We start from the raw sequence: 25,196 nt of genomic DNA, 5'->3' as shown, positions 1-25,196 counted from the left end.
AATGTGCGCTGTTTTTAGGTGATACTTGCCAGCGACCCCGTGTTGCCGTATTACCTTAAAGTTGCCGTATTACCGTTAATTCGCCGCCGTTCTCCCTACCCGAGTGCCCATGAACGAACAGTTGCAACCTCTCAAGAAACAACCGCGAGCCGGCAAGGCCGGTCGCAGCGGAACCCAGGACGATATCGTCTACGCGCATATCTTCGAGGCGATCCTCGAGCAGCGCCTGGCACCCGGTACCAAATTGAGTGAAGAGGCACTGGGCGAAATCTTCGGCGTCAGCCGCACCATTATTCGCCGCGCGCTGTCGCGCCTGGCCCATGAAGGCGTGGTGCTACTGCGGCCCAATCGTGGCGCGGTGGTGGCGAGCCCAAGCGTGGAAGAAGCACGCCAGGTGTTCCTGGCCCGGCGCCTGGTAGAGCGAGCGATCACCGAGCTGGCAGTGCAGCACGCCACCGCCGAGCAACTGGCCGAACTGCGCCAGATGGTCAACGACGAGCGCGACAGCTTCTCCCGCGGCGATCGCGGTGCGGGCATCCGCCTCTCCGGCGAATTCCACCTCAAGCTGGCCGAAGCCGCGAAAAACGCGCCGCTGATCAGCTTCCAGCGCAGCCTGGTGTCCCAGACCTCGTTGATCATCGCCCAGTACGAAAGCGGCAACCGCTCGCACTGTTCCTACGATGAGCACACCCAGCTGATTGATGCGATCGAAGCACGGGACGCAGCGTTGGCGGTGAACTTGATGATGCATCACATGGATCACATCGACAGCAAGCTCAACCTCGACGAGGAAAGTGCGTCGGATGATTTGCATGCGGTGTTCTCGCATCTGTTGCAGACCAAGAAGCCGGGGCGTTCTTCAGTCAAGCTGTAAACCCGATTAAAAAATGTGGGAGGGGGCTTGCCCCCGATGGCAGAGTGTCAGTCACTGAATTAAGTGCCTGATCCACCGCTATCGGGAGCAAGCCCCCTCCCACATTTGTTTTGTGTCGTGGCGCAGATCAGCGTTGGTGCACGAGTTGGCCGGCAGCGTAGGTCTGCAACACCGTCCGATCATCCCCCAGGGTCATCAACACGAACAACGTCTCGGCAATGTTATTGGCCTGCTTCAAGCGATAGCTCAGCAGCGGCGTGGCGTTGTAGTCCAGCACCAGGAAGTCTGCATCGGTGCCCGGCTGCAACGTGCCGATCTTGTCTTCCAGGCGCAGCGCCCGCGCACCGCCCAGGGTGGCCAGGTATAGCGACTTGAAGGGGCTCAACCGCGCGCCCTGCAGTTGCATGACCTTGTAGGCTTCGTTCAAGGTTTGCAGCAGCGAGAAACTGGTGCCGCCACCCACATCGGTGCCCAGCCCGACATTCAGCTTGTGTTTCTCGGCCATCGGCAGGTTGAACAGGCCGCTGCCGAGGAAGAGGTTCGAGGTCGGACAGAACGCCACCGCCGACCCCGTCTCCGCCAACCGTGCGCATTCGTCATCACACAGGTGCACGCCGTGGGCAAACACCGAGCGCTCGCCCAGCAGATGGTAGTGATCGTACACATCCAGATAGCCGTTGCGCTCCGGAAACAGCGCCTTCACCCACTCGACTTCCTGCTTGTTCTCACTGATGTGCGTCTGCATGTACAGGTCCGGGTATTCGCCCAACAGTTGTCCGGCGAGCGCCAATTGTTCCGGCGTGCTGGTCGGCGCAAAACGCGGGGTGACCGCATAGTGCAGGCGGCCCTTGCCGTGCCAGCGTTCGATCAGTGCCTTGCTTTGCTGGTAGCCCGATTCGGCGGTGTCGGTGAGGTAGTCCGGAGCGTTGCGGTCCATCATCACCTTGCCGGCGATCATGCGCAGGTCGAGTTTTTCCGCCGCCTCAAAGAATGCGTTCACCGACTGCGGATGCACACTGCCGAACACCAGTGCGGTGGTGGTGCCGTTGCGCAGCAGTTCCTTGATAAAAATGTCTGCGACTTCTTCGGCGTGGGCCTTGTCGGCGAACTGGCTTTCGCACGGGAAGGTGTAGGTGTTGAGCCAGTCCAGCAACTGCTCGCCGTACGCGCCGACCATGCCGGTTTGCGGCAGGTGGATATGGGTGTCGATCAGGCCGGGGATGATCAGCGCATCCTGGTAATGGGTGATGTCGATGTCGGCAAGCAAGCTCGGCAGCAGGTCGGCGGCATGGCCCAGGGCGCTGATCCGGCCGTTTTCGATCACCAGCAGGCCGTCTTCGAAATACTCGTAGGAGGCTTCGATCCCAACTTCAGCGGGGTCGGCGATGCTGTGCAGGAGGGCGGCACGGTAGGCTTTGCGAGTCAAAGGCATGGTCGTCTCAATTGATAGCTTGGCTGCGGCGCGAGGCCGGCAGCAATTTGGCAATAGGTTCGGCGCTCGCGGTGTGCTGGCCGAAACTGGCGTTATAGGTGGCGATGATTTCGCCGGCGATGGAGATGGCGATCTCCACCGGCAACTTGCCCTTCACCTCAGTGAGGCCCATGGGGCAGCGCATGCGTTGCAACTGTGCGGCGTCGAAGCCGCGATCGCGCAGGCGGTGTTCGAACTTGACGCGTTTGGTCTTCGAACCGATCAGGCCGAAGTAGGCGAAGTCATTGCGCTTGAGCAGGGCTGCGGTGAGTTCCAGGTCCAGCGCGTGATTGTGGGTCATTACGATGCAGTAACTGCCCACCGGCAGGTCGGCAATTTCGTCCACCGGCTCTTCGCTGATGATTTTACGCACGCCCTGGGGGATATGTTCCGGAAACTCCTGTTCGCGGGAATCGATCCAGCGTACCCGGCACGGCAGGCTCGCCAGCAACGGCACCAGCGCACGGCCGACATGGCCTGCGCCGAACACCGCGATCTGCGCCTGCACCTGGCCCATGGGTTCGAACAGCAGCACGGTGACGCCACCGCAGCACTGGCCCAGGCTGGCGCCGAGGCTGAAGCGCTCCAGATGGGTGTTCTGCTGGCCACGCACAAGCATGTCGCGGGCGATCTGCATGGCCTTGTATTCCAGGTGCCCGCCGCCGATGGTGTCGAAGGTTTGCGCGGCACTGATCACCATCTTCGAACCGGCATTGCGCGGCGTGGAGCCGAGCTCTTCGATGATGGTCACCAGTACGCAGGGTTCGCCCCGGTTCTGCAGGTCGGCGAGGGCGCTGATCCAGTTGTTCATGTTTACCTCAACATTACTGTTGGCAGTTCGGCCGTCATCGGGAGCAAGTCGAATCGTCGCACCGCCCCTGATGGCAGCGCGTCGGTCTAGAGCGAAGCCATTTCAGTTTCAGTCTCGACAGCTGTCGCCGTCTGCAACTTGCGCATCTGCTCACACCCCCACAACACCCGCTCCGGTGTCGCCGGCGCATCGATCTTCGGCTGATGGCGATAATCAGCCAGGCTCGCCACCGCATCCTTGATCGCGCACCACGAGGCAATCCCGAGCATGAACGGTGGCTCGCCCACGGCCTTGGAGTGGAACACCGTGTCTTCCGGGTTCTTGCGGTTTTCCACCAGCTTCACGCGCAAATCCAAAGGCATGTCGGCCACCGCCGGGATCTTGTAGCTGGCCGGGCCGCAGGTCTCTAGCTTGCCCTTGTTGTTCCACACCAGCTCTTCCATGGTCAGCCAGCCCATGCCCTGGATAAAGCCTCCTTCTACCTGGCCGATGTCGATGGCCGGGTTCAGTGAGGCGCCCACATCGTGGAGGATGTCGGTGCGCAGCATCTTGTATTCGCCGGTCAGGGTGTCGACGATCACTTCGCAGCACGCCGCGCCGAAGGCGAAGTAGTAGAACGGCCGACCGCGGGCCTGACTGCGGTCGTAGAAGATTTTCGGGGTCTTGTAGAAGCCGGTGCTCGACAGCGAGACCTGGGCGAAATACGCCTGCTGGATCAGCGTTTCGAAGGTCAGGATCTGCTCGCGCACGCGCACATGGCCGTTATGGAACTCCACATCCGCTTCGCTCACGTCGTACTTGCGCGCGGCGAATTCCACCAGGCGTTGCTTGATGGCTTCGGCGGCGTTCTGGGCGGCCTTGCCGTTCAGGTCCGCACCGCTGGACGCGGCGGTCGGCGAGGTGTTGGGCACTTTGTCGGTGTTGGTGGCGGTGATCTGCACGCGGTCGATGTCCACCTGGAACACTTCGGCCACCACTTGTGCGACCTTGGTGTTCAAGCCCTGGCCCATTTCGGTGCCGCCGTGGTTCAGGTGGATGCTGCCGTCGGTGTAGATATGGATCAGCGCACCGGCCTGGTTCAGGAAGCTCGCCGTGAACGAGATCCCGAATTTCACCGGCGTCAGCGCCAGGCCTTTTTTCAGGATCGGGCTGTGGGCGTTGTACAGGCGGATCGCTTCGCGGCGCTCGGCGTATTGGCTGCTGGCTTCAAGTTCGGCGGTCATCTCTTCGAGCATGTTGTGCTCGACGGTCTGGTAGTAGTGGGTGACGTTGCGCTCGGTCTTGCCGTAGTAATTGGCCTTGCGCACCGCCAACGGGTCCAGCGCCAGATGGCGGGCGATGGCGTCCATCACTTCCTCGATGGCGACCATGCCTTGCGGGCCGCCGAAGCCGCGATAGGCGGTGTTGGACGCGGTGTTGGTCTTGCAGCGATGGCCGTTCACCGTGGCATCGCCCAGGTAATACGCGTTGTCGGCATGGAACATGGCACGGTCGACGATCGAGTTGGACAGGTCCGGCGAGCAGCCGCAGTTACCGGCCAGTTCCAGGTTGATCCCGTGCAGGCGACCGCTGTCGTCGAAACCCACGTCGTATTCGATATAGAAGGGGTGGCGCTTGCCGGTCATCAGCATGTCTTCGACGCGCGGCAGGCGCATCTTGGTCGGCTGGCCGGTGAGGCGCGCCACCACCGCGCACAGGCACGCCGGGCTCGCCGCCTGGGTTTCCTTGCCGCCGAAACCGCCGCCCATGCGGCGCATATCGACGACGATCTTATTCATCGACACATCCAGCACTTCGGCCACCAGCTTCTGCACTTCGGTGGGGTTCTGCGTGGAGCAATAGACGATCATGCCGCCGTCTTCGGTGGGCATTACCGAGGAAATCTGGGTTTCCAGGTAGAAGTGTTCCTGGCCGCCGATATGCAGGGTGCCCTGGAGGCGGTGCTTGGCGGTTGCCAGCGCGCCGGCCGAATCACCCCGTTGGTGGGTGTGGCTGTCGAGCACGAAGTGCTTGTTGCGAAAGGCCTCGACCACATCCAGCACGGGCTCCAGGTCTTCATATTCGATCACGGCCGCCATCGCGGCCTTGCGTGCGGTGTCCAGGTCGCGGGCGGCCACGGCCAAAACCACCTGGCCGACGAACTGCACCGTGTCGATGGCCAGCAAGGGATCGCCGGGCAGCAGCGGGCCGATGTCCTTCAGGCCCGGCACGTCTTCGTGGGTGATGACGATACGTACACCGTCGAAGGCGTAGCAGGGCGTGGTGTCGATGCGGATGATCCGGGCGTGGGCGCGGTCGGACATGCGTGCATACAGGTGCAGCTGGTTGGGGAATTCCAGGCGGTCATCGATGTATTGCGCTTCACCGGACACGTGCTTGGCGGCGCTGTCATGCTTGACGCTGCGGCCGACTCCGGAGGTCAGGTCCTGGGCAAACAGCGCGGCCAGTTCGGCCTGGGTTTTTTCCACGGCGTGATGGTTAGACATAAGCGGTCACCCGAGTCTCGATGTGCGGCGTTTGCAGTTCGATGAAGTATTTGCGCAGCAGGTTCCGGGCGCTGAGCAGGCGGTATTCCTTGCTGGCGCGGAAGTCCGACAGCGGGGTGAAATCCTCGGCCAGGGCGGCGCAGGCTTTTTCCACGGTGGCAGCGTTCCAAGTGGCGCCGACCAATACCGCCTCGCAGTATTTTGCGCGTTTGGGCGTGGCGGCCATGCCGCCGAACGCGACGCGGGCATCACTGATCACACCGTTGTCGATCTTTAGGTTGAAGGCTGCACACACAGCGGAAATATCGTCGTCCAGGCGCTTGGAAACCTTGTAGGCACGGAACAGCGCGTGGCCCTTGGGGACGATGATTTTCTCGATGAACTCGCTGTCCTGGCGCGCCGTCACGCGGTAGTCGATGAAGTAGTCTTCCAGCGCCAGGGTGCGGCGCACCTCGCCTTTGCACAGCACGATCTGCGCCCCCAGGGCGATCAACAGCGGCGGCGAATCGCCAATCGGCGAGGCGTTGCCGATATTGCCGCCGAGGGTGCCCTGGTTACGGATTTGCAGGGAAGCGAAGCGGTGCAGCAGGTCGCCGAAATCCGGGTATTCGTGGTGCAGCGCGGTGTAGCAGTCGGAGAGGGCAGTGGCGGCGCCGATTTCCAGGCGGTCGTCGAAGTCCTCGATGCGCTTCATCTCTTCAATATTGCCGACATAGATCATCACCGGCAGGGTGCGGTGAAACTGGGTGACTTCCAGCGCCAGGTCGGTGCCGCCGGCCAGCAGGCGGGCTTGTGGGTAGGCGTCGTAGAGGTCGGCCAGGTCGGCAACGGTGAGGGGCACCAGGCAGCGTTTGTCGCCGCTGTTGAGTTCACCGGTTTGGGTCGGCGCGATGGCTTTGAGGCGGGCGATGGTCTCGGCCTGGCGGCTGTCGAACTGGTCCGCCGGTTTGTTGCAGCAGGCCTGTTCGGCGGCGGCCAGGATCGGCCGATAGCCGGTGCAGCGGCACAGGTTGCCGGCCAGGGCTTCGTGGGCCTTCTGGCTGTCGGGGGCGTCGCTGTTCTTTTGCAGGGCGAACAACGACATCACAAAACCGGGGGTGCAAAAGCCGCATTGCGAACCGTGGCACTCCACCATGGCCTGTTGCACGCTGTGCAGTTGGCCCTGGTGCTTGAGGTCTTCGACGCTGATCAGTTGCTTGCCGTGCAGCGACGATACAAATGTCAGGCAGGAATTGAGGCTGCGATAACGGATCTGCTCAACGCCCTGAGGGTCGGTGTGCAACTCGCCGACCACCACCGTGCACGCACCGCAGTCGCCGCTGGCGCAGCCTTCCTTGGTACCGGGTTTGCCCACATGCTCGCGCAGATAGTTGAGCACGGTCAGGTTGGGGTCCAGGGCGTGCTCGCTACGGAGTTCCTGGTTAAGTAAAAACTGGATCACGGAAGGCCTCGCAGACTCATTATTGTTGTTAACCGCTTTGCGCCGAATCTAGTCATGTCTGACTTTTCGGTCAACGATTTTCTGACCATGAGGTCAAGAAATTGCGATCGCAACACTTTCAATTATGGTTCAGTCTTCTGAAACCGGCGTTTTTGGGGGCGTGTGGGTTTTCAGTGCTGCTTATTTCATGCCAAATTCGCCACGGTGGGCGTAGCGCCATCAGCGGGCCAATGCGCTACACTGCCGCGCTTGTACCGATAGAAGATTTTGAAGGGAAAACATGACGTTCAAGGCGCCGGACAGTCTCGCCGAGCAAATCGCTCACCACCTCGCCGAACGTATCATTCGCGGCGATCTCAAGCCTGGAGAGCGGATCCAGGAACAGAAAGTCACGCTGGCGCTGAATGTCAGCCGTGGCTCCGTGCGTGAAGCTTTACTGATCCTCGAACGCCGCCACCTGATCGCGATCCTGCCGCGCCGTGGCGCCCATGTGACCGAGCTCACGGCGCACAAGGTGCAGAGCCTGTGCACGCTGATGAGTGAGCTGTATATCCTGCTTGGCAATGCGGTCGCCCAGGGCTGGCAGACCCAGGCCGACATGGCGCCGTTCGTCCAGATCCAGCAGCGCCTGGTGAGCAATTTCGAGCGCCAGGACATCCGCGCCTTTGTCGAAGAATGCTTCAATGTGATGCGCGCCGCGTACCCCTTCGCCAACAACCCGTATTTGCAGGAAACCGTCGAGAACCTGCAACCGGCGATGAACCGTGCCTATTACCTGGCCCTGGATCAGCGCAAGGCGTCCATGAGCGAGTACCTGGCGCTGTTCGAGCAACTGCTCGCCGCCGTACTCGCCCGTGACCTGGAGCAGATCCGCCAGGTGCTGTCGGCCTACTGCCAGCGCAGCAGCTCGCTGGTCATCGCTGCGTTGGCGGACGCCTAAACGTGCGGCTCAAGTGCATCAAACTGGCGGGGTTCAAATCCTTCGTCGACCCGACCACGGTGAACTTCCCCAGTAACATGGCGGCAGTGGTCGGGCCCAATGGCTGCGGCAAGTCGAACATCATCGACGCCGTACGCTGGGTGATGGGCGAGAGCTCGGCAAAAAACCTGCGTGGCGAGTCGATGACCGATGTCATCTTCAACGGCTCCACCAGCCGCAAGCCAGTGAGCCAGGCCAGCATCGAACTGGTGTTCGACAACTCTGACGGCACCCTGATCGGCGAATACGCGGCCTACGCGGAAATCTCGATCCGCCGCAAAGTGACGCGCGACAGCCAGAACAGTTACTTCCTCAACGGCACCAAGTGCCGGCGCCGGGACATTACCGACATCTTCCTCGGTACCGGCCTGGGCCCGCGCAGCTATTCGATCATCGAACAGGGCATGATCTCCAAGCTGATCGAAGCCAAGCCCGAAGACCTGCGCAACTTTATCGAAGAGGCGGCCGGCATCTCCAAGTACAAGGAGCGCCGCCGAGAGACCGAAAACCGTATCCGCCGCACCCATGAAAACCTCGCCCGCCTCACCGACCTGCGCGAAGAGCTGGAGCGCCAGTTGGAGCGCCTGCACCGCCAGGCCCAGGCGGCCGAGAAGTACCAGGAATACAAGGGCGAAGAGCGCCAGCTCAAGGCGCAACTGTCGGCCCTGCGCTGGCAGGCGTTGAACGATCAGGTGGGCCAGCGCGAAGCGATCATCGGCACCCAGGAAATCAGCTTTGAAGCGCTGGTGGCCGAGCAGCGCAATGCCGACGCCGCCATCGAGCGCCTGCGCGACGGGCACCATGACCTGTCCGAGCGCTTCAATCTGGTGCAGGGCCGCTTCTATTCGGTGGGCGGTGATATCGCCCGGGTCGAGCAAAGCATCCAGCACGGCCAGCAGCGCTTGCGTCAGTTGCAGGATGACTTGAAGGAAGCGGAACGCGCGCGCCTGGAAACCGAATCGCACCTGGGCCACGACCGCACCTTGCTGCTGACGTTGGGCGAAGAGCTGGACATGCTCACCCCCGAGCAGGACATCACCAACGCCGCCGCCGAAGAGGCCGCCGCCGCGCTGGAAGAATCCGAAACCACCATGCACGGCTGGCAGGAGCAGTGGGACGCCTTCAACCTGCAATCCGCCGAACCGCGGCGCCAGGCCGAGGTGCAGCAGTCGCGCATCCAGCAACTGGAAACCAGCATGGAACGCCTGGCCGAGCGCCAGCGTCGCCTGCAGGAAGAGCGCGTGCTGCTTGCCGCCGACCCGGAAGACGCGGCGATCATGGAACTCAGCGAGCAACTGGCCGAAAGCGAAATGACGCTGGAAGAGCTGGAAGCCAGCGAAGAACAGCAAGTGGAGCGCCTGGAGCAATTGCGCCAGCAACTGCAACAGGCGACCCAGGCCCAGCAGCAGGCCCAGGGTGATTTGCAGCGGCTTAACGGCCGCCTGGCGTCCCTTGAAGCCTTGCAGCAAGCGGCGTTGGACCCAGGCACCGGCACCGCCGAATGGCTGCGTGACCAGCACCTGGCCGAGCGTCCGCGCTTGGCCGAAGGCTTGAAAGTTGAAGCCGGTTGGGAGCTGGCGGTAGAGACCGTTCTAGGCGCCGACCTGCAAGCCGTACTGGTGGATGATTTTGGCGGCTTCGACCTGGCCGGCTTTGCCCAGGGCGATCTGCGTTTGCTCAGCCCCGCCGCTGATGGCACGCGAGTGCCGGGCAGCCTGCTGGACAAGGTCGAAGCGGCGATTGACCTGTCGCCGTGGCTGGGCCAGGTCAAGCCGGTGGACTCCCTGGAACAGGCCCTGGCCCAGCGCGGTCAACTGGCGGGCGGCGAAAGCCTGATCAGCCGCGACGGTTATTGGGTCGGCCGCCACTTCCTGCGGGTGCGCCGTGCCAGTGAAGCGGAAAGCGGTGTTCTGGCCCGAGGCCAGGAAATCGTCAACCTGATCGCCGAGCGCGAAGAGCGCGAAGCCACCCTGGAAAGCCTCGAAACCGAACTGCAAACCCTGCGCGCCACCCAGCGCCAGCAAGAGACCGGCCGCGAACACCTGCGCCGCCTGTTGCAGGACGAAGCGCGCCAGCAAGGCGAATTGAAAGCCCAGCTTTCCGCGAGCAAAGCCAAGGCCGAGCAACTGACCCTGCGCCGCACCCGCCTCGACGAAGAAGTGGCGGAGATGGGCGAACAGCGCGCCCTCGAACACGAACAGATTGGCGAAGCGCGCCTGCAGTTGCAGGAGGCCCTCGACAGCATGGCCCTGGACACCGAGCAGCGTGAATTGCTGCTGGCCCAGCGTGACAGCCTGCGCGAACGCCTCGACCGCGTGCGCCAGGAAGCCCGACAGCACAAGGACCACGCCCATCAGTTGGCCGTGCGCCTGGGTTCGCTCAAGGCCCAGCACGCGTCCACGGCCCAGGCCCTTGAGCGCCTGGAGATGCAGTCCGAACGCCTCACCGAAAAACGCGAGCAACTGAGCCTCAACTTGGAGGAGGGCGAAGCACCACTGGAAGAACTGCGCCTCAAGCTTGAAGAGTTGCTCGACAAGCGCATGACCGTCGACGAAGAACTCAAGACCGCGCAGATCGCCCTGGAAGACGCCGACCGCGAACTGCGCGACGCAGAAAAACGCCGGACCCAGGCCGAGCAGCAATCCCAGCTGATTCGCGGCCAGCTCGAACAACAGCGCATGGAATGGCAAGCCCTCACCGTGCGCCGCAAGGCCCTGCAAGACCAATTGCTCGAAGACGGCTACGACTTGCACGGTGTGCTCAATACCTTGACCGCCCAGGCCAGCGAGAAAGAAGCCGAGGAAGAACTTGAACGGATTGCCGCACGTATCCAGCGACTGGGCGCGATCAACCTCGCGGCCATCGATGAATACCAGCAGCAGTCCGAGCGCAAACGTTATCTGGATGCCCAGGACGCCGACCTGGTGGAAGCCCTGGACACCCTGGAAAACGTGATCCGCAAGATCGACAAGGAAACCCGCAACCGCTTCAAAGATACCTTTGATCAGATTAATGGCGGTTTACAGGCGTTATTCCCGAAAGTTTTCGGTGGTGGCAGCGCTTACTTGGAACTGACGGGCGAAGATCTACTCGATACAGGGGTAACGATCATGGCGCGGCCTCCGGGCAAGAAGAACAGCACCATCCATTTGTTGTCCGGCGGCGAAAAAGCCCTGACCGCGTTGGCCCTGGTGTTTGCCATCTTCAAGTTGAACCCGGCGCCGTTCTGCATGCTCGACGAAGTTGACGCCCCATTGGATGACGCTAACGTTGGACGCTATGCGCGACTGGTCAAGGAGATGTCCCAGACGGTGCAGTTCATCTATATCACCCACAACAAGATCGCCATGGAAATGGCTGATCAGTTGATGGGGGTGACAATGCACGAGCCAGGCTGCTCGCGGTTGGTCGCGGTGGATGTGGAAGAAGCGATGGCGATGGTGGAATCTTGAGTTGGGCCATGAGAGAAAGTTTTCAGCGCGATGTCAGGTGATTTACCGGCCTGGTGAAAGTGGCAAATGGACATATTTGTTCAAGGCATTTTGACAGACGGTGTAAAGTTATCTTTGGTCGTGCTAGTTTAATGTCAATTTTTCGTGTGCGTGGGCAAAACGTCAGTCAGAACATAGAGTTGGCGCCACGTTTTAAAGCGGTTTGCACGGTGCTAAACCCCTTATTTTTCAGCATTTTTTATTAGAGGCACGGGATTACATGGAAATCGGTCTGCGCGAGTGGCTGATCGTCATCGGCATCATTGTCATTGCCGGTATTCTTTTTGATGGCTGGCGCCGCATGCGCGGTGGCAAGGGTAAGCTCAAATTCCGCCTGGACCGCAACCTGTCCAACTTGCCCGACGACGACGGCAGCGCCGAGCTGCTGGGGCCGCCCCGTGTGCTGGATACCCATAAGGAACCGCAACTGGACGAGCATGACCTGCCGTCGATGAGTGCACCGGTGCGTGAAGCCCGCGAGCCCTCGTCCAAGCGTGGCAAGCGCGCCAGTGCAGCTGTTGCCGAACCCCATCAGGGTGACCTGAACCTCGATGTCGATGAAGGCCCGAGCTTCAGCAGCCGTGATGACGATTTCCCTGACGAAAACGCCGGTAAGAATGCGCCGCGTCAATCCGTCAACGATCAGCCTGCCGCCGAAGAAGTGCTGGTGATCAGCGTGATCTGCCGCGACGCCGCCGGCTTCAAGGGCCCGGCCCTGTTGCAGAACATCCTCGAAAGCGGCCTGCGCTTTGGCGAGATGGATATTTTCCACCGCCACGAAAGCATGGCCGGCAACGGCGAAGTGCTATTCTCCATGGCCAACGCGGTCAAGCCAGGCACTTTCGACCTGGACGACATCGACCTGTTCAGCACCCCTGCGGTGAGCTTCTTCCTCGGCCTGCCGGGCCCGCGTCACCCGAAACAAGCCTTCGACGTGATGGTGGCCGCTGCCCGCAAGCTGTCCCAGGAACTCAACGGCGAGCTCAAGGACGACCAACGCAGCGTCCTGACCGCCCAGACCATCGAACACTACCGTCAGCGCATCGTCGAGTTCGAGCGTCGCGCCCTGACACAGAAACGCTGAGGATTGGTTTCCAGCGTTGTCATTAGAATAAGCGCACCAACATTTGAGCAGCTTCGGCTGCTCTTTTGCTTTATGAGAGAACACCCATGACCGCCGCCCACACCCGCATCCTCGAACTGCGCGCTGAACTGGATCAGCACAACTACCGTTACCACGTGCTCGACGAGCCGAGCATTCCGGACGCCGAGTACGACCGCCTGTTTCACGAGCTCAAGGCCCTGGAGGCCGAGCATCCGGAGCTGGTGACGCGTGATTCACCGACGCAGCGGGTCGGCAGTGCGGCATTGTCAGCCTTCACCCAGGTGCGTCATGAGATCCCCATGCTCAGCCTGGGCAATGCGTTTGATGAAACCACAATGCTGGAATTTGATCGCCGGGTCACCGAGGGCCTCGACCTGCCCGTGGGCGATCTGTTCGGCGGTGGCGCGGCGGTGGAATACAGCTGTGAGCCGAAGCTGGATGGCCTGGCGGTCAGCCTGCTTTACCAGGATGGCGAATTGGTACGCGGCGCCACCCGTGGCGACGGCACCACCGGCGAGGACATCAGCGTCAACGTGCGCACCGTGCGCAATATCCCGTTGAAACTGCACGGTAGCGGCTGGCCGGCGACCCTGGAAGTGCGCGGCGAAGTGTTCATGTCCAAGGCCGGTTTCGAGCGGCTCAACGCCTCGCAACTGGAAGTCGGCGGCAAGACCTTCGCCAACCCGCGTAATGCGGCGGCGGGCAGCTTGCGTCAACTGGACTCGAAGATCACCGCCAGCCGTCCGCTGGAGTTCTGCTGCTACGGCATCGGCCAGGTGACCGGGGATATCAGCGACACCCATATTGGTAACTTGAAGCAACTGCAGAAGTGGGGCATGCCCATCAGCCATGAGCTGAAACTGGCCAAGGGCATCCAGGAGTGCTTGGACTATTACCGCGATATCGGCGAGCGCCGTAACAGCCTGCCCTATGAAATCGACGGTGTGGTGTTCAAGGTCAACAGCATTGCCTCGCAACGTGAACTGGGCTTCCGCGCCCGCGAGCCGCGCTGGGCCATCGCGCACAAATTCCCGGCCATGGAAGAACTCACCGAGTTGCTCGACGTGGAGTTCCAGGTCGGCCGCACCGGCGCCGTGACGCCGGTGGCGCGCTTGAAACCGGTCAAGGTCGCGGGCGTCACCGTGTCCAATGCCACCCTGCACAACATGGATGAAGTCGCGCGCCTGGGCTTGATGATCGGCGATACCGTGATCATCCGCCGTGCCGGGGATGTGATCCCGCAGGTCGTCTCCGTGGTCACCGAGCGCCGCCCGGAACACGCCCGCGCGGTGCAGATCCCCGAAAGCTGCCCGGTGTGCGGCTCCCATGTGGAGCGCACCCAGCTGGTCAAGCGCAGCAAGGGCAAGGAAACCGTCAGCGAAGGCGCGGTGTACCGCTGCGTCGGGCGCCTGGCCTGTGGTGCCCAGCTCAAGCAGGCGATTATCCATTTCGTCTCGCGCCGGGCCATGGACATCGACGGGCTCGGTGACAAAACCATCGAGCAACTGGTGGATGAAAAACTCATCGGTTCGCCGGCCGACCTCTACAAGCTCAAATACGAGCAGATCATCGACTTGGAAGGCTTCGCCGATATTTCCAGCAAGAAGCTGATCACCGCCATCGAAAACAGCAAGACCCCGACCCTGGCACGTTTTATCTATGCCCTGGGCATTCCCGATGTGGGCGAAGAGACGGCCAAGGTGCTGGCGCGCTCCCTGGCGTCCCTTGAGCGCGTGCAGAAGGCCTTGCCGGAAGTGTTGACGTACCTGCCGGATGTAGGCCTGGAAGTGGCCCATGAGATCCACAGCTTCTTCGAAGACAGCCACAACCAGGAAGTGATCGGCGCGTTGCTGTCGCCTGATGAATGCGGCCTGCAATTGCAGGATCAGGGCGAGCTGAGCGCCGAGTTTGCCGCCAGTACCACCTTGGGCGGCTTCCTCGACAAGCTGCACGTACCCTCCGTCGGCCCCGGCGCCGCGCAGAAACTTGCGGACAAGTTCGGCAGCCTGGAAAGTGTGATCAGGGCGGACTGGCTCGACATGCGCCAGGCGCTGCCGGAGAAGCAGGCCAAGGCCGTGCGCGAGTTTTTCGATAACCCGGAAAACGCCAGCCATGCCCTGGCCATCGAGCAGCAGCTCAAGGACTTCGGGATGCACTGGCAGAGCGAGAAGAAGGTGGTCGAAGGCCTGCCCGAAGCAGGGCATACCTGGGTGCTCACCGGCTCCCTGGAGCTGATGAGTCGCGACGTGGCCAAGGACAAGCTCGAAAGCCTCGGCGCCAAGGTGGCCGGTTCCGTGTCGGCCAAGACCCATTGCGTCGTGGCCGGGCCGGGTGCCGGCTCCAAGTTGGCCAAGGCCAGCGAACTGGGGTTGAAGGTGCTGGACGAAGAGGCCTTTGTCGCATTCCTTGCCAAACACAACATTTCGGTCTGACGCGGCTTCGCAGCCTGGCGCGGGCTTGTCGAATCGTCGCACCGCCCGCGCCAGGCTGCGAAGCCGCCCTTGAAGAAAGTGGAACGATCCTGAGTCCCAGATGATCTAGTCTCAGTCACCCAGGGAGAGATCGCCATGTTCCGCTACTTCGAGCAACTCAGTTCGCGCATCGCTGCACCGTTCATGGCCGAAACCTCGCGCAACGGCAAGGTGTGGCAGTGTCGGTGCGGGCAAGCGCTGTTCTTTCGCAACAGCCAATGCCTGGCCTGCCACGCGCTGCTGGGCTATCAACCGCAGCAAAGCCGCTTGTCTTCCCTGCAGCCGGGGCCGGTGGAAGGCACCTGGCTACAGGACGACAATCTCGATGCCGGCGCCTTCCGCCGCTGCGCCAACCTCGACACCGCGGCGGCCTGCAACTGGCTGATTCCCGCCCACAGCACCGCACCGTTGTGTGTGGCGTGCAGCCTCAACCGCACCATCCCCGACCTGTCGATCCCGGAGAACCCTGAGCGCTGGCGCAAGGTGGAGACCGCCAAGCGTCGGCTGGTAGCACAGTTGATCAGCCTGGGCCTGCAAGTGGTGCCCAAGAGCGTCGACGAGGACAGCGGCCTGGCGTTCGACTTCGTCGGCATCGACCTGGAAGGCAACGCGCCCATGACCGGGCATGCCAACGGCCTGATCACCCTCGACATCAAGGAAGCCGACGACGCCCACCGCGAAAAAATCCGCGTGCAGATGCGCGAACCCTATCGCACCTTGCTGGGCCACTTTCGCCATGAGGTCGGCCACTATTACTGGGACCGTCTGATCGCCAACAGCCACTGGCTGGAGCCTTTTCGCTGCCTGTTCGGCGACGAACGCGCCAGTTACGCCGACGCGCTCGATCAGCACTACCAGAACGGCCCACGCCCCGACTGGCAGCAGACCTGCGTCAGTGCCTACGCCACCATGCACCCCTGGGAAGACTGGGCCGAAACCTGGGCCCACTACCTGCACATGATGGATGCCGTCGACACCGCCCTGGGCTTTGGCATGAGCGCCCGTGAGATGGACCTGGATTACCAGCCATTCCCCCTCACCACTCTCTACGACCCCGAACATCCCGGCGGCGTGGCATTCCTGTCCTTCGTCAACGCCTGGATCGAACTGGCTGGCATGCTCAATGAACTGTCCCGCGCCATGGGCCAGCCGGACTTCTACCCATTCGTGCTGCCACCGGCGGTGATTGCCAAGCTGCACTTCATCCACCTGGTGATCCAGGAAGAGGGTGGCCGGGCGGACGAGGTGTTGCAGGCACAATGATGAACCCCTGTGGGAGGGGATGCTGACGGCCATGGCAAGTGCTTGAACCCCTTCATATTTTTAATCCGTTGCCAACGGTTGTAACTTCCGATGAGATCGGTACAATGGCCCCGCTTGCCGAGAGGCCAGCGTCGTTATGGTGACCCCATCGGTCCCCCCGCAACGATTACCCGTGAACCTGGTCAGAGCCGGAAGGCAGCAGCCACAGCGGGAACATTGTGTGCCGGGGTGTGGCTGGTGGGGTTGCCTCCATAGCGCTCTTCCTTGCAGTGCCCCTTCGATTCAAATCCAAATGACCTGCTTTCAGTCAACTGCCGATGTTTTATTGCACGGTCGATGATGGTTGTTTCACAACTTTCCAACACCCCTCTGGACAACCCCAAACCGCCTTGTTAATTTCCGCCGGCCACTTGTTACAGAGTATGACGAGGGCGCCGACTTGATATTGAAGTGCCATCACTTCTTTAACTAACAAGGATGTCTGTGATGAAAAGCCTGCAAGGGTTACCCCGTCTTATCAGTGCTTCGGTAGGTGCGCCGGGTAAAGCCCGCAACTTGCCCGCCGATGTGCAGTGCATCCAGTATTTATTCAATCTGATCATTCCCAAGATGGGTTTCCCGCTGGCCGAAAACGGCAAGTGCGATGGCCAGTTGGTGCAGTGCATCAGCCAATACCAGTTTCGCCACCTCAAGTATGCCCATCCCGATGGCGTGGTCGACCCCACCGGTCGCACGTTCAACAGCCTGATCGAAGAAGCGGTGAAGGTACCGGTGAAGGCCTTCCCGACGATGCGCATCCCGAGTTTTCTCAATGCATTCGGCAACAATCAGGGCGATGCGGTGCAGGCCACGGTCAATGTGTACCTGGACCGCATGCGCGCGATGATCGAGGCCGAGCGGCGTAACCGGCAATTGATGCTCCAGGCCACGTGCGACGGAGGCATGACCCTCAGCGAAACGGACTTTCAGAACGCCGCCACGCAATTGGGCAGCGGTATTTCGGTGAATATCATCAAGGCCTTCGCCACCGTGGAATCAGGTGGGCGTTCCGGGTTCGGGCCGGCCAAGTTGCCGGTGATCGCGTTTGAAGGGCACTTGTTTCGCAAGTACACCAAGCACATCTACGACCAGGCGCACCCGCTGCTGTCCTACGCCTACAAGAAAAAGGCCGGGCCGCAGTGGCAGGCCAATAACAAGGACCAGGCCAAGGCTTGGGAAACCATGGCCACCGCTTTTGGCCTGGACCAGGAAGCGGCCCTCATGTCGGCGTCGTGGGGCATGTTCCAGATCATGGGCTTCAACTACGCGTCGTGCGGTTACAAGACGGTGTTTGAGTTCGCCGCAGCATTAAAGGTAAATGCCGGCAACCAACTAAAAGCCTTCCTCGGTTTTTGCAGCAAGAGCCCGGCATTGATGAAGGCCATGAAAGCCAAGGATTTTACCGGCATGGCACGTAACTATAACGGCGAGGACTACGGCAACTACGACGTCCTTATGCAAAAAGCCTACGAAAAACTTGAAGGGAAAAAATAGGATGATCCGTTTTCTAGCGTTAGGTGTGTTGTCGTTGTGCGCCGTGGGCCCTGCCTTGGCCGGTCCGGCCGCGTTGCATTCGGGCAAGTACGAAGGGCTGATGCTGGCGGTGACGCCGGAGCATCAGGTCGAAGGGTTCTATTCGGAAGCCATGGGCGAGGGCGTCACCCGCCGTTGCGCGTTTTACCTGCAAGGCAAGCCTGAGGCGCTCACCACGTGGCTTGACGAGGCTCATCCCGGCAGCCTGGCGCCTTCGTCCGATGGCGTGACCCTCACGGTGGAAGAGGGCCGCCAGCACCCCGGCTGCCTGAATGTGCTGATGCCGGAGATTGCCACCGGCCTGGACCTGACCCAGACCGCCAGCAAAAAATGGATCGGCCTGGTGACGGTGTCTGCCGACAAGGCTTACCTGCTCAAGGCCCCAGGCGCCAAGGCCGCCAAGCGTCCGTATATCGTCAAGCGCGATGTGGTCGGTGTGCTGGCCTTCAAGGACGGTTGGGCCCAGGTCGAGTTCATCAATGCCGACGACCGCTCGTTCAGTGGCTGGATCAGCCAGGATCAATACAGTCGACTGGTCGCGCCCAACTGAGTCATCCCAATCGCCGCAGTGTGCCGGGCACGCTGCGGCGTTTTTGTGCCTGGGGTTCAGGCCTTGCTGCGGTTGAACAGCTTGCGAATCACTGCGAGCAGCGCCACTACGCCGATCACCAGGAACTTCTTCGCAGCCAGCAGGAAGATACCGATCTTGGCAAATAGCCCGGCCTTGGCGGCGATCCCACCGGCAACCAGCGCGGCGAGGCCGTAAGTGGCAAGCTTGTCGGTTTTCGGGTTGAAGTCGGTATAGAGGTTGCCGTCGGTGAAGTTGGTAAAGGCCAGCACCTTAGGCAATTCCTGCTGGATGGTGGCCAGGTCGGCCATGGCGGCCACAGCGTTGAGTTCCAGTACGCCTTCACGGCCCAACACGCGGATGCTGTAGTTGAGGGTGTTCTGGTCGGCGTCGTCAGCCTTCAGTTCGCGGGCCCAATACATCTTGTGGGTGGTGTCGTCGTAGCGCGGTGGCTCGGCCCAGCCCAGCAGGTGCAGGCCGGCGTAGCCTTGTTTCTGGCGTTCCTTGTTCTCTGCTTCGTCTTCTTCCTGCATTTGCTTGAGCAGGTCAGCGTAGTCGATTTTTGCCGCATCTTCCTCGGAGATGTGCCCATCTGCCTTGTAGCTGACGATCACGCCCCAACCGCGTTCCGACAATGGGCTGACGGCTTTGGGCACGATCATGCCCAGGGTCTTGAAGCCCGGCGGGTTGCCCCAGCCATCGGTGAGCAAGCGCTCGGTATCGGCGGGGTCGAGGTAGTAGAACTCGTCGGTGAGCTTGAGGGTGGCGATGCCGCTGGGCAGGGTGACCGTGCCGGTCTTTTGGTTGAGTGACGCCAGAAAGTGCTCGGCTGTTTCGGCGGGGGCACTGGTTTCAACGGGGGCAGGCGAGGCAGCAGCAAAGGCAGGCGCGGCAGGCAGGCTCAGAGCGGCCGCCGCCAACAACAGGCGGAAGTAATTCATGGTAGTCCCTTACATTTTGAATTAATTTCGCTGGAGGATAACCGAAACAACATGTTGCGAGTTAGCCAAAAGTCTCCCGCAACAGCTCGGCAAATGCGTCCCTGGCCAGATGCCGCTGGGTGTCCTTGTGCCAGAACAGCAGGTTATCCACGGCCGCCAGCTCTTCAAATCGATAAGACGCCAGCTGATTGGCCTGCTCATACCGGGCCAGGATCCCCTCCGGCGCCAACGCTACGCCAATCCCCGCGCTGACGCAGCCGATGATCGTGCCCCAGCTGGCATAACTGGCGATAGTCGGCTTGAAGTCATGGGACTTGACCCAGTTTTCCAGGGCTGCGCGATACGGGCAACCGGGTGGCCATACCAGCAGGGTGCGGCCGGCGAGGTCCTCGGCGCCACTGATGGGGGCGCTGGACGCGCTGGCGATCAGCACCAGGCGCTCGCTGTAGACCACGCTGTGTTCGAGCTTGGTGCGTTTGTTGCCGGCGGCCACCAGCGCCACATCCAGGCGGTGGTGTTGCAGGTCGTCGAGCAAAGGGCCCCAGGCGCCGGTCACCAGTTCCAGGCTGACATCGGGGTAGCGCCGGTGATACTCCGCCAGCAGGGGCGGCAAACGCCCGCTGGCGCTGGACTCCACCGCGCCGATACGCAAGGTGCCACGGGGAATCGCATTGGCGTCCACGGCGCGTTTGGACTCATCCACCAGCGCCAGGATGCGCTCGCAGTAATCCAGGAAAATCTCACCGGCGGCACTGATGGCCAGTCCACGCCCGGCGCGGATGAATAGCGGTGTGCCCAGCTCGCCTTCCAGCTGCTTGATGCGCGTGGTGATGTTGGACGGCACGCAATGCAGCAGCACGGCCGCCTGGGCCACGCTGCCGGTTTGTGCCACGGCTCGCACCATTTTCAGTTGGGCCAGTTCCATTGCTCAGTTCCAGTGATTGCAGAAGTCAGAAACGGTTAATTGTCCTGCGCCTTGCCCGGGCCAAGACTGACGGCACTCCTTCCCGGTTTCTGGACGCCGTCGATGAATACCCCTTCACCCGTAAAGCTTACGCTAGTCATCGCCAGCGTCATCCTGTGTTGGGCCTATTCGCCGATTGGCGTGCACATGGGGCTGCACAGCTACAGTCCGGGCCAATTGGCGTTATTAAGGTTTTTGATTGCCTCGCTGTTCATGGGCGGTGTGGCACTGGTGATGGGCATCGGCCGGCCGCGCCTGCGGGATGTTCCGTGGTTGCTGGTGCTGGGGTTCTTCGGCGTGTTCCTGCATCACACCAGTCTCAACTATGGGCAGCAATGGGTGACGGCGGCGGCGTCCAGCGTCCTGGCGCAGTCGGCGCCGTTGTTCAGTGTGCTGATCGCGTTTTTCTGCCTGAACGAGCGGGTCAGTGCCTGGCGCTGGGGCTGCGTCTTGCTGGGGCTGCTCGGCGTGCTGGTGGTGATCTGGGGGGATCAGGGGCTGGGTGAGATCGACCCGCGTGGTTTGTTGATCCTGCTGGCGGCGGTGTCGTGGAGCGTGTACTTCGCCCTGCAGAAACACTATGCCCACCGCTACAGTCCGCTGACCATGGCGTGCTACATGGTGTGGGCGGGCACCCTGATGCTGTGTGTGAACCTGCCGGGCCTGCCGGCTGCAGTGGTGCAGGCGCCGTTGGCGGAGAACGTGGCTGTGCTGGTGCTCGGGATTTTCCCCAGCGCCTTGGCGTATCTGGCCTGGGGGTATGTGTTGAAGCATGTGGAGGTCAGTCGCGCGTCGGTGGCGATGTACCTGATCCCGCCGGTGGCGATGGTGATGGCCGCGACGTTGCTGGGCGAACACATTGCCGTGCAGGTGATGCTGGGCGCTGTGATCGTGCTGGCCAGCGTGGCGGCCATCAGCCTGGAAGGGCGCTGGCGGTCAGTCGTTCAGGCAAAACGCGCGCAAGCGGTGGCCATCGAGGTCCTGGGCGACAAAGGTGTAGCCGAAATCCAGGGCCGTCGGTGACTGGACAATGATGGCGCCCCGTTCTGCCCATTGGTCGTGCAACGCGTCCACGGCGGCCGTGTCGGGCAGCGAGAAGCCCACTTCACCGCCACCGCCTGTGAACCGGGCTGCCGGCTCGACGGTATGACGCGACCACAGCCCGAGTTTTACCCCGTTGTCCAGAATGAACAGAGCAAAGGTCGGGTTCAATTCGACCGGCGGCTTGCCCAGCAGGCGGCTATAGAAATTGGCACTGGTGGCTGGGCTGTCGACGTACAGCAGGAAGTAATGGGCGAGGGTGTTCATGTGGGTTCCTTGAGAACGGGCGTGGTGTGGAGCCGAGTCTATAAGGAGTGCCTGTCAGTTTTTGTCAGGAGCGTGCAGGGGCACCGGGTCTTCGCCAGTGTATAGCTTGATGATGTCGTCGATTTCGCCGGACATTTTCATCCGCAGCAAAGTGCGCAGGATCTTTTGGGCCGGCACGTCGGGATCGTTGCGCACGATGCAACCGAGGTTTTGCTCCTCAATTACCGCAACTTTGTGCAAGCGCTGGCTGATTGGCATTTTCTGGTTGAAACGGTCGACGATCCATTCGTTACTCACCGCGTAGTTGAATCGCCCCGCCACCAGCTTGTGCAGCACCTGTTCTTCGCTGCGTGCGTCGTCGCGGGTGAGTTGGCCGTTGGCAAACAGTGGATCGAGGGCGCCATAGCGATAGTTGAGCACCGTGCCGATCGGCTGGGGTGTCAGCTTGAGCACCTGCACCGGCTGGTTGAGCACACTGACCAGCACATTGCGCTGCACCATTAAAGGCAAGCTCCAGATGTAGTCGCCGGACAGGTTGTCGACCCACGCCTGGGTGACATAACAGCGCACATCAATATCCCCGTGGCCCATGGCTGTGGCGATACGGGCGCGGGCCAGCACGTGGAATTCCGCCGGCTGGCCAACCTGGGTGGCCAGGCTCAACATCAAATCATACAAAATACCCTGTGTAGGCCGGCCGTTCTCCACCTGCACCATAGGCATCGCCCAACTGTCGGAAACCGAGAAACGCAGCGGTGCAGGCGCCGCCAGGCAAGCCGTGGTCATCATCCATAAAGCGCCCAGGACTACGCGCATACACTCTCCGGGTTCAGGCCTTTTCGGGGCCAGTCAGCAGAGCTTAGTCAGATTAGGCGAGCGTGCCGGATGCAATTTCCCCCTTGCTCCGCTAGCATTACCCGCTTCCGCTTCCCAGTTGCGACGGTTTTCGATGAGTTATCAGGTTCTTGCACGTAAATGGCGTCCGCGCTCGTTCCGCGAAATGGTCGGCCAGACCCATGTGCTCAAGGCTCTGATCAATGCCTTGGACAGCCAGCGGCTGCACCATGCCTACCTGTTCACCGGTACCCGGGGAGTGGGCAAGACCACCATTGCGCGCATCATCGCCAAATGCCTGAACTGTGAAACCGGTATCACCTCGACGCCCTGCGGCACCTGCTCGGTATGCCGTGAGATCGACGAAGGGCGTTTCGTCGACCTGATCGAGATCGACGCCGCGAGCCGCACCAAGGTCGAAGACACCCGGGAACTGCTCGATAACGTGCAATACGCGCCCAGCCGTGGCCGCTTCAAGGTCTACCTGATCGACGAAGTGCACATGCTTTCCAGCCATTCCTTCAACGCCTTGTTGAAAACCCTGGAAGAGCCGCCGCCCTACGTCAAATTCATCCTGGCCACCACCGACCCGCAGAAACTGCCTGCAACGATCCTGTCGCGGTGCCTGCAGTTCTCCCTGAAAAACATGACCCCCGAGCGCGTGGTGGAGCATTTGACCCACGTGCTGGGCGTCGAGAACGTACCGTTCGAAGACGACGCACTGTGGCTGCTGGGCCGCGCCGCCGATGGCTCGATGCGCGATGCCATGAGCCTCACCGACCAGGCCATTGCCTTTGGTGAAGGCAAGGTCATGGCCGCCGATGTGCGCGCCATGCTCGGCACCCTGGACCACGGCCAGGTGTTCGACGTGCTGCACGCGCTAATCGAGGGCGATGCCAAGGCGTTGCTCGAAGCCGTGCGCCACCTCTCGGAGCAAGGCCCGGACTGGAACGGTGTGCTCTCGGAAATCCTCAATGTGCTGCACCGCGTCGCCATCGCCCAGGCGTTGCCGGAAGGTGTCGACAACGGCCATGGCGACCGCGACCGCGTGTTGGCCCTGGCCCAGGCGTTGCCGGCCGAAGACGTGCAGTTCTACTACCAGATGGGCCTGATCGGTCGTCGCGACTTGCCTTTGGCACCCGACCCGCGCGGAGGCTTCGAGATGGTCCTGCTGCGGATGCTGGCCTTCCGGCCTGCCGATTCGGCGGACGCACCGAGACAGCCGCTAAAGCCAGTGGGGATCAGCCAGGCCACAGTTGATTCCGCCAAACCAGTGGCTGGCGCGGCGGTGGTCGCGCCAGTGGTTGCTGCCCCCGTCGCACCGGTGCCTGAGCCGGCAGCGGTGGTGGCGGCAGCGGTGGTTGAGCCGGAACCGGTTGTCGAGCCCGAGCCTGTGGTCGACCTGCCCTGGAATGACCCGGTAGACGCTGAGGTCGAGGTCGAACAGCAGCCCTATGTCGAGCCCGTCCTGGAAACCGTCGGTGAGCAGCCTGAGCTGACGCCGATGCCTGCGCCGACGCCGGACAGCGTGGTACCGGCCGCCCCCGAGTGGGTGTCGGCCCCGGTTCCCGAGCCGACCGTGGCCCAAGTCGAAGCCGCAACCCCGGGCATCGACCTCGACGACGAACCGCCGCTGGACGAAGATTACATCGAGCCGGACATGGATTCGGCCTACAGCTACCTGGACGACCTGGCCAGCGAGCACACCGCCGAGCCGGCCCCGGAACCCGAGGCTGAGCCTGCTGCGGCACCGGCCACCGGCCTGGCCCTGCAATGGCTGGAGCTGTTCCCGAAACTGCCGATTTCCGGCATGACCGGCAGCATCGCCGCCAACTGCACCCTGATCGCCATCGATGGCGACCACTGGCTGTTGCACCTGGACCCGGCCCACAGCGCCCTGTTCAACGCGACCCAGCAGCGGCGCCTCAATGACGCCCTGAACCAGTACCATGGGCGCACGCTGACCATCGCCATCGAGTTGATTAAGCCCGAGCAGGAAACCCCGGCCCAGGCCGCGACCCGCCGGCGTATCAACCGCCAGCGCGAGGCTGAGGACTCGATCCACGGCGATCCGCTCATCCAGCAAATGATGCAGCAGTTCGGTGCGGTCGTTCGCCAAGATACAATTGAACCTGTCGAAGCCCCGGTGCCCCAGGCGTCCTGACACCGGGCTATTCATTGATCCACGTACTTTTGAGGTGATTCCCATGATGAAAGGTGGCATGGCCGGCCTGATGAAGCAGGCGCAGCAGATGCAGGAAAAGATGGCCAAGATGCAGGAAGAGCTGGCCAACGCCGAAGTCACCGGTAAAGCCGGTGGCGATATGGTCAGTGTGGTGATGACCGGTCGTCACGACATCAAGCGCGTGAGCATCGACCCAAGCGTATTGCCAGGCGTGGGCGAAGATGACCTGGAAATGCTCGAGGCGTTGTTCGCCGCGGCCGTCAACGACGCCGTGCGCAAGATCGAAGCCAACAGCCAGGACAAAATGTCCGGCGTGACCGCCGGCATGCAACTGCCACCGGGCATGAAGCTGCCGTTCTGATCGCCAGGCTTTAGCTAGACTCCAATGCCAGGCCTTGTGCCTGGCATTTTTGTTTGTGCCAATCCAATCGA

At 61.8% G+C, this 25,196-nt stretch carries 19 protein-coding genes and 1 other RNA gene; 12 read left to right on the top strand and 8 right to left on the bottom strand.

The genetic code is table 11. The features are described from left to right. The first annotated feature begins 109 nt into the window (after positions 1–109). Positions 110–874, top strand: coding sequence for a GntR family transcriptional regulator (locus NIBR502773_RS07590; protein WP_003175499.1), 765 nt, complete (start codon positions 110–112; stop codon positions 872–874). Between the two features lie 127 nt (positions 875–1,001). On the opposite strand, the gene guaD is transcribed toward NIBR502773_RS07590, so the two are convergent. From guaD to xdhA, 4 genes are all read right to left on the bottom strand, one after another. Further along, complete coding sequence (guaD, locus tag NIBR502773_RS07585; RefSeq protein WP_141155773.1) at positions 1,002–2,306, bottom strand: guanine deaminase; 1,305 nt, start codon at positions 2,304–2,306, stop codon at positions 1,002–1,004. Positions 2,307–2,313: 7 nt separating this feature from the next. Continuing rightward, positions 2,314–3,156, bottom strand: a complete 843-nt coding sequence (gene xdhC / locus NIBR502773_RS07580; RefSeq protein WP_141155772.1) for a xanthine dehydrogenase accessory protein XdhC — start codon at positions 3,154–3,156, stop codon at positions 2,314–2,316. Between the two features lie 86 nt (positions 3,157–3,242). Continuing rightward, the gene (xdhB, locus tag NIBR502773_RS07575) at positions 3,243–5,642 is read right to left on the bottom strand and encodes a xanthine dehydrogenase molybdopterin binding subunit (protein ID WP_141155771.1); all 2,400 of its coding nucleotides are present in this window, start codon (positions 5,640–5,642) and stop codon (positions 3,243–3,245) included. Next, positions 5,635–7,083, bottom strand: a complete 1,449-nt coding sequence (xdhA, locus tag NIBR502773_RS07570) for a xanthine dehydrogenase small subunit (protein ID WP_141155770.1) — start codon at positions 7,081–7,083, stop codon at positions 5,635–5,637. Before xdhA ends, xdhB begins: the two co-directional genes overlap by 8 nt. Before the next feature lie 280 nt (positions 7,084–7,363). On the opposite strand from xdhA, the gene NIBR502773_RS07565 reads away from it, so the two are divergent. The 8 genes from NIBR502773_RS07565 (at position 7,364) to NIBR502773_RS07530 (ending at position 18,514) form a co-directional block, all read left to right on the top strand. Further along, complete coding sequence (locus tag NIBR502773_RS07565; protein WP_027603706.1) at positions 7,364–8,023, top strand: GntR family transcriptional regulator; 660 nt, start codon at positions 7,364–7,366, stop codon at positions 8,021–8,023. Positions 8,024–8,025: 2 nt separating this feature from the next. Further along, positions 8,026–11,514 (top strand): chromosome segregation protein SMC, encoded by a 3,489-nt coding sequence (gene smc, locus NIBR502773_RS07560; RefSeq protein ID WP_141155769.1) that lies wholly within the window; start codon positions 8,026–8,028, stop codon positions 11,512–11,514. A 259-nt stretch (positions 11,515–11,773) separates the two neighbouring features. After that, on the top strand, positions 11,774–12,637 hold the full coding sequence (gene zipA / locus NIBR502773_RS07555; protein WP_027603708.1) for a cell division protein ZipA: 864 nt from the start codon (positions 11,774–11,776) through the stop codon (positions 12,635–12,637). Positions 12,638–12,723: 86 nt separating this feature from the next. Continuing rightward, the gene (ligA, locus tag NIBR502773_RS07550) at positions 12,724–15,090 is read left to right on the top strand and encodes an NAD-dependent DNA ligase LigA (protein WP_141155768.1); all 2,367 of its coding nucleotides are present in this window, start codon (positions 12,724–12,726) and stop codon (positions 15,088–15,090) included. A gap of 135 nt (positions 15,091–15,225) precedes the next feature. Then, positions 15,226–16,392 (top strand): putative zinc-binding metallopeptidase, encoded by a 1,167-nt coding sequence (locus tag NIBR502773_RS07545; RefSeq protein WP_141155767.1) that lies wholly within the window; start codon positions 15,226–15,228, stop codon positions 16,390–16,392. A 146-nt stretch (positions 16,393–16,538) separates the two neighbouring features. Next, an RNA gene (gene ffs, locus NIBR502773_RS07540) (signal recognition particle sRNA small type) lies at positions 16,539–16,635 on the top strand. Between the two features lie 243 nt (positions 16,636–16,878). Continuing rightward, positions 16,879–17,925 (top strand): N-acetylmuramidase family protein, encoded by a 1,047-nt coding sequence (locus tag NIBR502773_RS07535; RefSeq protein ID WP_141155766.1) that lies wholly within the window; start codon positions 16,879–16,881, stop codon positions 17,923–17,925. A 1-nt stretch (position 17,926) separates the two neighbouring features. After that, positions 17,927–18,514: a hypothetical protein gene (locus NIBR502773_RS07530; RefSeq protein WP_141155765.1), complete on the top strand. Its 588-nt coding sequence runs from the start codon at positions 17,927–17,929 to the stop codon at positions 18,512–18,514. 56 nt (positions 18,515–18,570) lie between these two features. Here the strand turns inward: NIBR502773_RS07530 and NIBR502773_RS07525 are convergent, their stop codons facing one another. Together NIBR502773_RS07525 and NIBR502773_RS07520 are read right to left on the bottom strand one after the other, a co-directional pair. Then, positions 18,571–19,473 (bottom strand): DUF2167 domain-containing protein, encoded by a 903-nt coding sequence (locus NIBR502773_RS07525; protein ID WP_141155764.1) that lies wholly within the window; start codon positions 19,471–19,473, stop codon positions 18,571–18,573. A gap of 61 nt (positions 19,474–19,534) precedes the next feature. Next, a complete protein-coding gene (locus tag NIBR502773_RS07520) occupies positions 19,535–20,398 on the bottom strand; it encodes a LysR family transcriptional regulator (protein ID WP_141155763.1) in 864 nt (287 codons plus the stop codon). A 102-nt stretch (positions 20,399–20,500) separates the two neighbouring features. Between NIBR502773_RS07520 and NIBR502773_RS07515 the strand changes: the two genes are divergently transcribed. Then, on the top strand, positions 20,501–21,460 hold the full coding sequence (locus tag NIBR502773_RS07515) for a DMT family transporter (protein WP_141155762.1): 960 nt from the start codon (positions 20,501–20,503) through the stop codon (positions 21,458–21,460). Here NIBR502773_RS07515 and NIBR502773_RS07510 read toward each other — a convergent pair. Further along, the gene (locus NIBR502773_RS07510; RefSeq protein WP_141155761.1) at positions 21,374–21,745 is read right to left on the bottom strand and encodes a VOC family protein; all 372 of its coding nucleotides are present in this window, start codon (positions 21,743–21,745) and stop codon (positions 21,374–21,376) included. The genes NIBR502773_RS07515 and NIBR502773_RS07510 overlap by 87 nt on opposite strands. A 54-nt stretch (positions 21,746–21,799) precedes the next feature. Continuing rightward, the gene (locus tag NIBR502773_RS07505; RefSeq protein WP_141155760.1) at positions 21,800–22,561 is read right to left on the bottom strand and encodes an ABC transporter substrate-binding protein; all 762 of its coding nucleotides are present in this window, start codon (positions 22,559–22,561) and stop codon (positions 21,800–21,802) included. Positions 22,562–22,694: 133 nt separating this feature from the next. On the opposite strand from NIBR502773_RS07505, the gene dnaX reads away from it, so the two are divergent. Further along, entirely contained in the window at positions 22,695–24,743 is a 2,049-nt protein-coding gene (dnaX, locus tag NIBR502773_RS07500) for a DNA polymerase III subunit gamma/tau (RefSeq protein ID WP_141155759.1), read from the top strand. A 43-nt stretch (positions 24,744–24,786) separates the two neighbouring features. Beyond that, complete coding sequence (locus NIBR502773_RS07495; protein ID WP_003193199.1) at positions 24,787–25,125, top strand: YbaB/EbfC family nucleoid-associated protein; 339 nt, start codon at positions 24,787–24,789, stop codon at positions 25,123–25,125. The last annotated feature ends 71 nt before the right edge of the window (positions 25,126–25,196 follow it).

Origin of the sequence: Pseudomonas sp. NIBRBAC000502773 (genome assembly GCF_006517195.1) — a bacterium.
GTDB lineage: Bacteria > Pseudomonadota > Gammaproteobacteria > Pseudomonadales > Pseudomonadaceae > Aquipseudomonas > Aquipseudomonas marginalis.
This window is presented reverse-complemented; position numbering and strand designations above follow the sequence as displayed.

Bases quoted from the DNA above. Each gene is read 5' to 3' on its own strand.
- NIBR502773_RS07520 (WP_141155763.1), bottom strand. From the start codon at position 20,398: ATGGAACTGGCCCAACTGAAAATGGTGCGAGCCGTGGCACAAACCGGC.
- zipA (WP_027603708.1), top strand. From the start codon at position 11,774: ATGGAAATCGGTCTGCGCGAGTGGCTGATCGTCATCGGCATCATTGTC.
- NIBR502773_RS07525 (WP_141155764.1), bottom strand. From the start codon at position 19,473: ATGAATTACTTCCGCCTGTTGTTGGCGGCGGCCGCTCTGAGCCTGCCT.
- NIBR502773_RS07590 (WP_003175499.1), top strand. From the start codon at position 110: ATGAACGAACAGTTGCAACCTCTCAAGAAACAACCGCGAGCCGGCAAG.
- NIBR502773_RS07505 (WP_141155760.1), bottom strand. From the start codon at position 22,561: ATGCGCGTAGTCCTGGGCGCTTTATGGATGATGACCACGGCTTGCCTG.
- ligA (WP_141155768.1), top strand. From the start codon at position 12,724: ATGACCGCCGCCCACACCCGCATCCTCGAACTGCGCGCTGAACTGGAT.
- NIBR502773_RS07515 (WP_141155762.1), top strand. From the start codon at position 20,501: ATGAATACCCCTTCACCCGTAAAGCTTACGCTAGTCATCGCCAGCGTC.
- NIBR502773_RS07545 (WP_141155767.1), top strand. From the start codon at position 15,226: ATGTTCCGCTACTTCGAGCAACTCAGTTCGCGCATCGCTGCACCGTTC.
- NIBR502773_RS07565 (WP_027603706.1), top strand. From the start codon at position 7,364: ATGACGTTCAAGGCGCCGGACAGTCTCGCCGAGCAAATCGCTCACCAC.
- NIBR502773_RS07510 (WP_141155761.1), bottom strand. From the start codon at position 21,745: ATGAACACCCTCGCCCATTACTTCCTGCTGTACGTCGACAGCCCAGCC.
- NIBR502773_RS07535 (WP_141155766.1), top strand. From the start codon at position 16,879: ATGAAAAGCCTGCAAGGGTTACCCCGTCTTATCAGTGCTTCGGTAGGT.
- guaD (WP_141155773.1), bottom strand. From the start codon at position 2,306: ATGCCTTTGACTCGCAAAGCCTACCGTGCCGCCCTCCTGCACAGCATC.
- NIBR502773_RS07495 (WP_003193199.1), top strand. From the start codon at position 24,787: ATGATGAAAGGTGGCATGGCCGGCCTGATGAAGCAGGCGCAGCAGATG.
- NIBR502773_RS07530 (WP_141155765.1), top strand. From the start codon at position 17,927: ATGATCCGTTTTCTAGCGTTAGGTGTGTTGTCGTTGTGCGCCGTGGGC.
- xdhC (WP_141155772.1), bottom strand. From the start codon at position 3,156: ATGAACAACTGGATCAGCGCCCTCGCCGACCTGCAGAACCGGGGCGAA.
- dnaX (WP_141155759.1), top strand. From the start codon at position 22,695: ATGAGTTATCAGGTTCTTGCACGTAAATGGCGTCCGCGCTCGTTCCGC.
- xdhB (WP_141155771.1), bottom strand. From the start codon at position 5,642: ATGTCTAACCATCACGCCGTGGAAAAAACCCAGGCCGAACTGGCCGCG.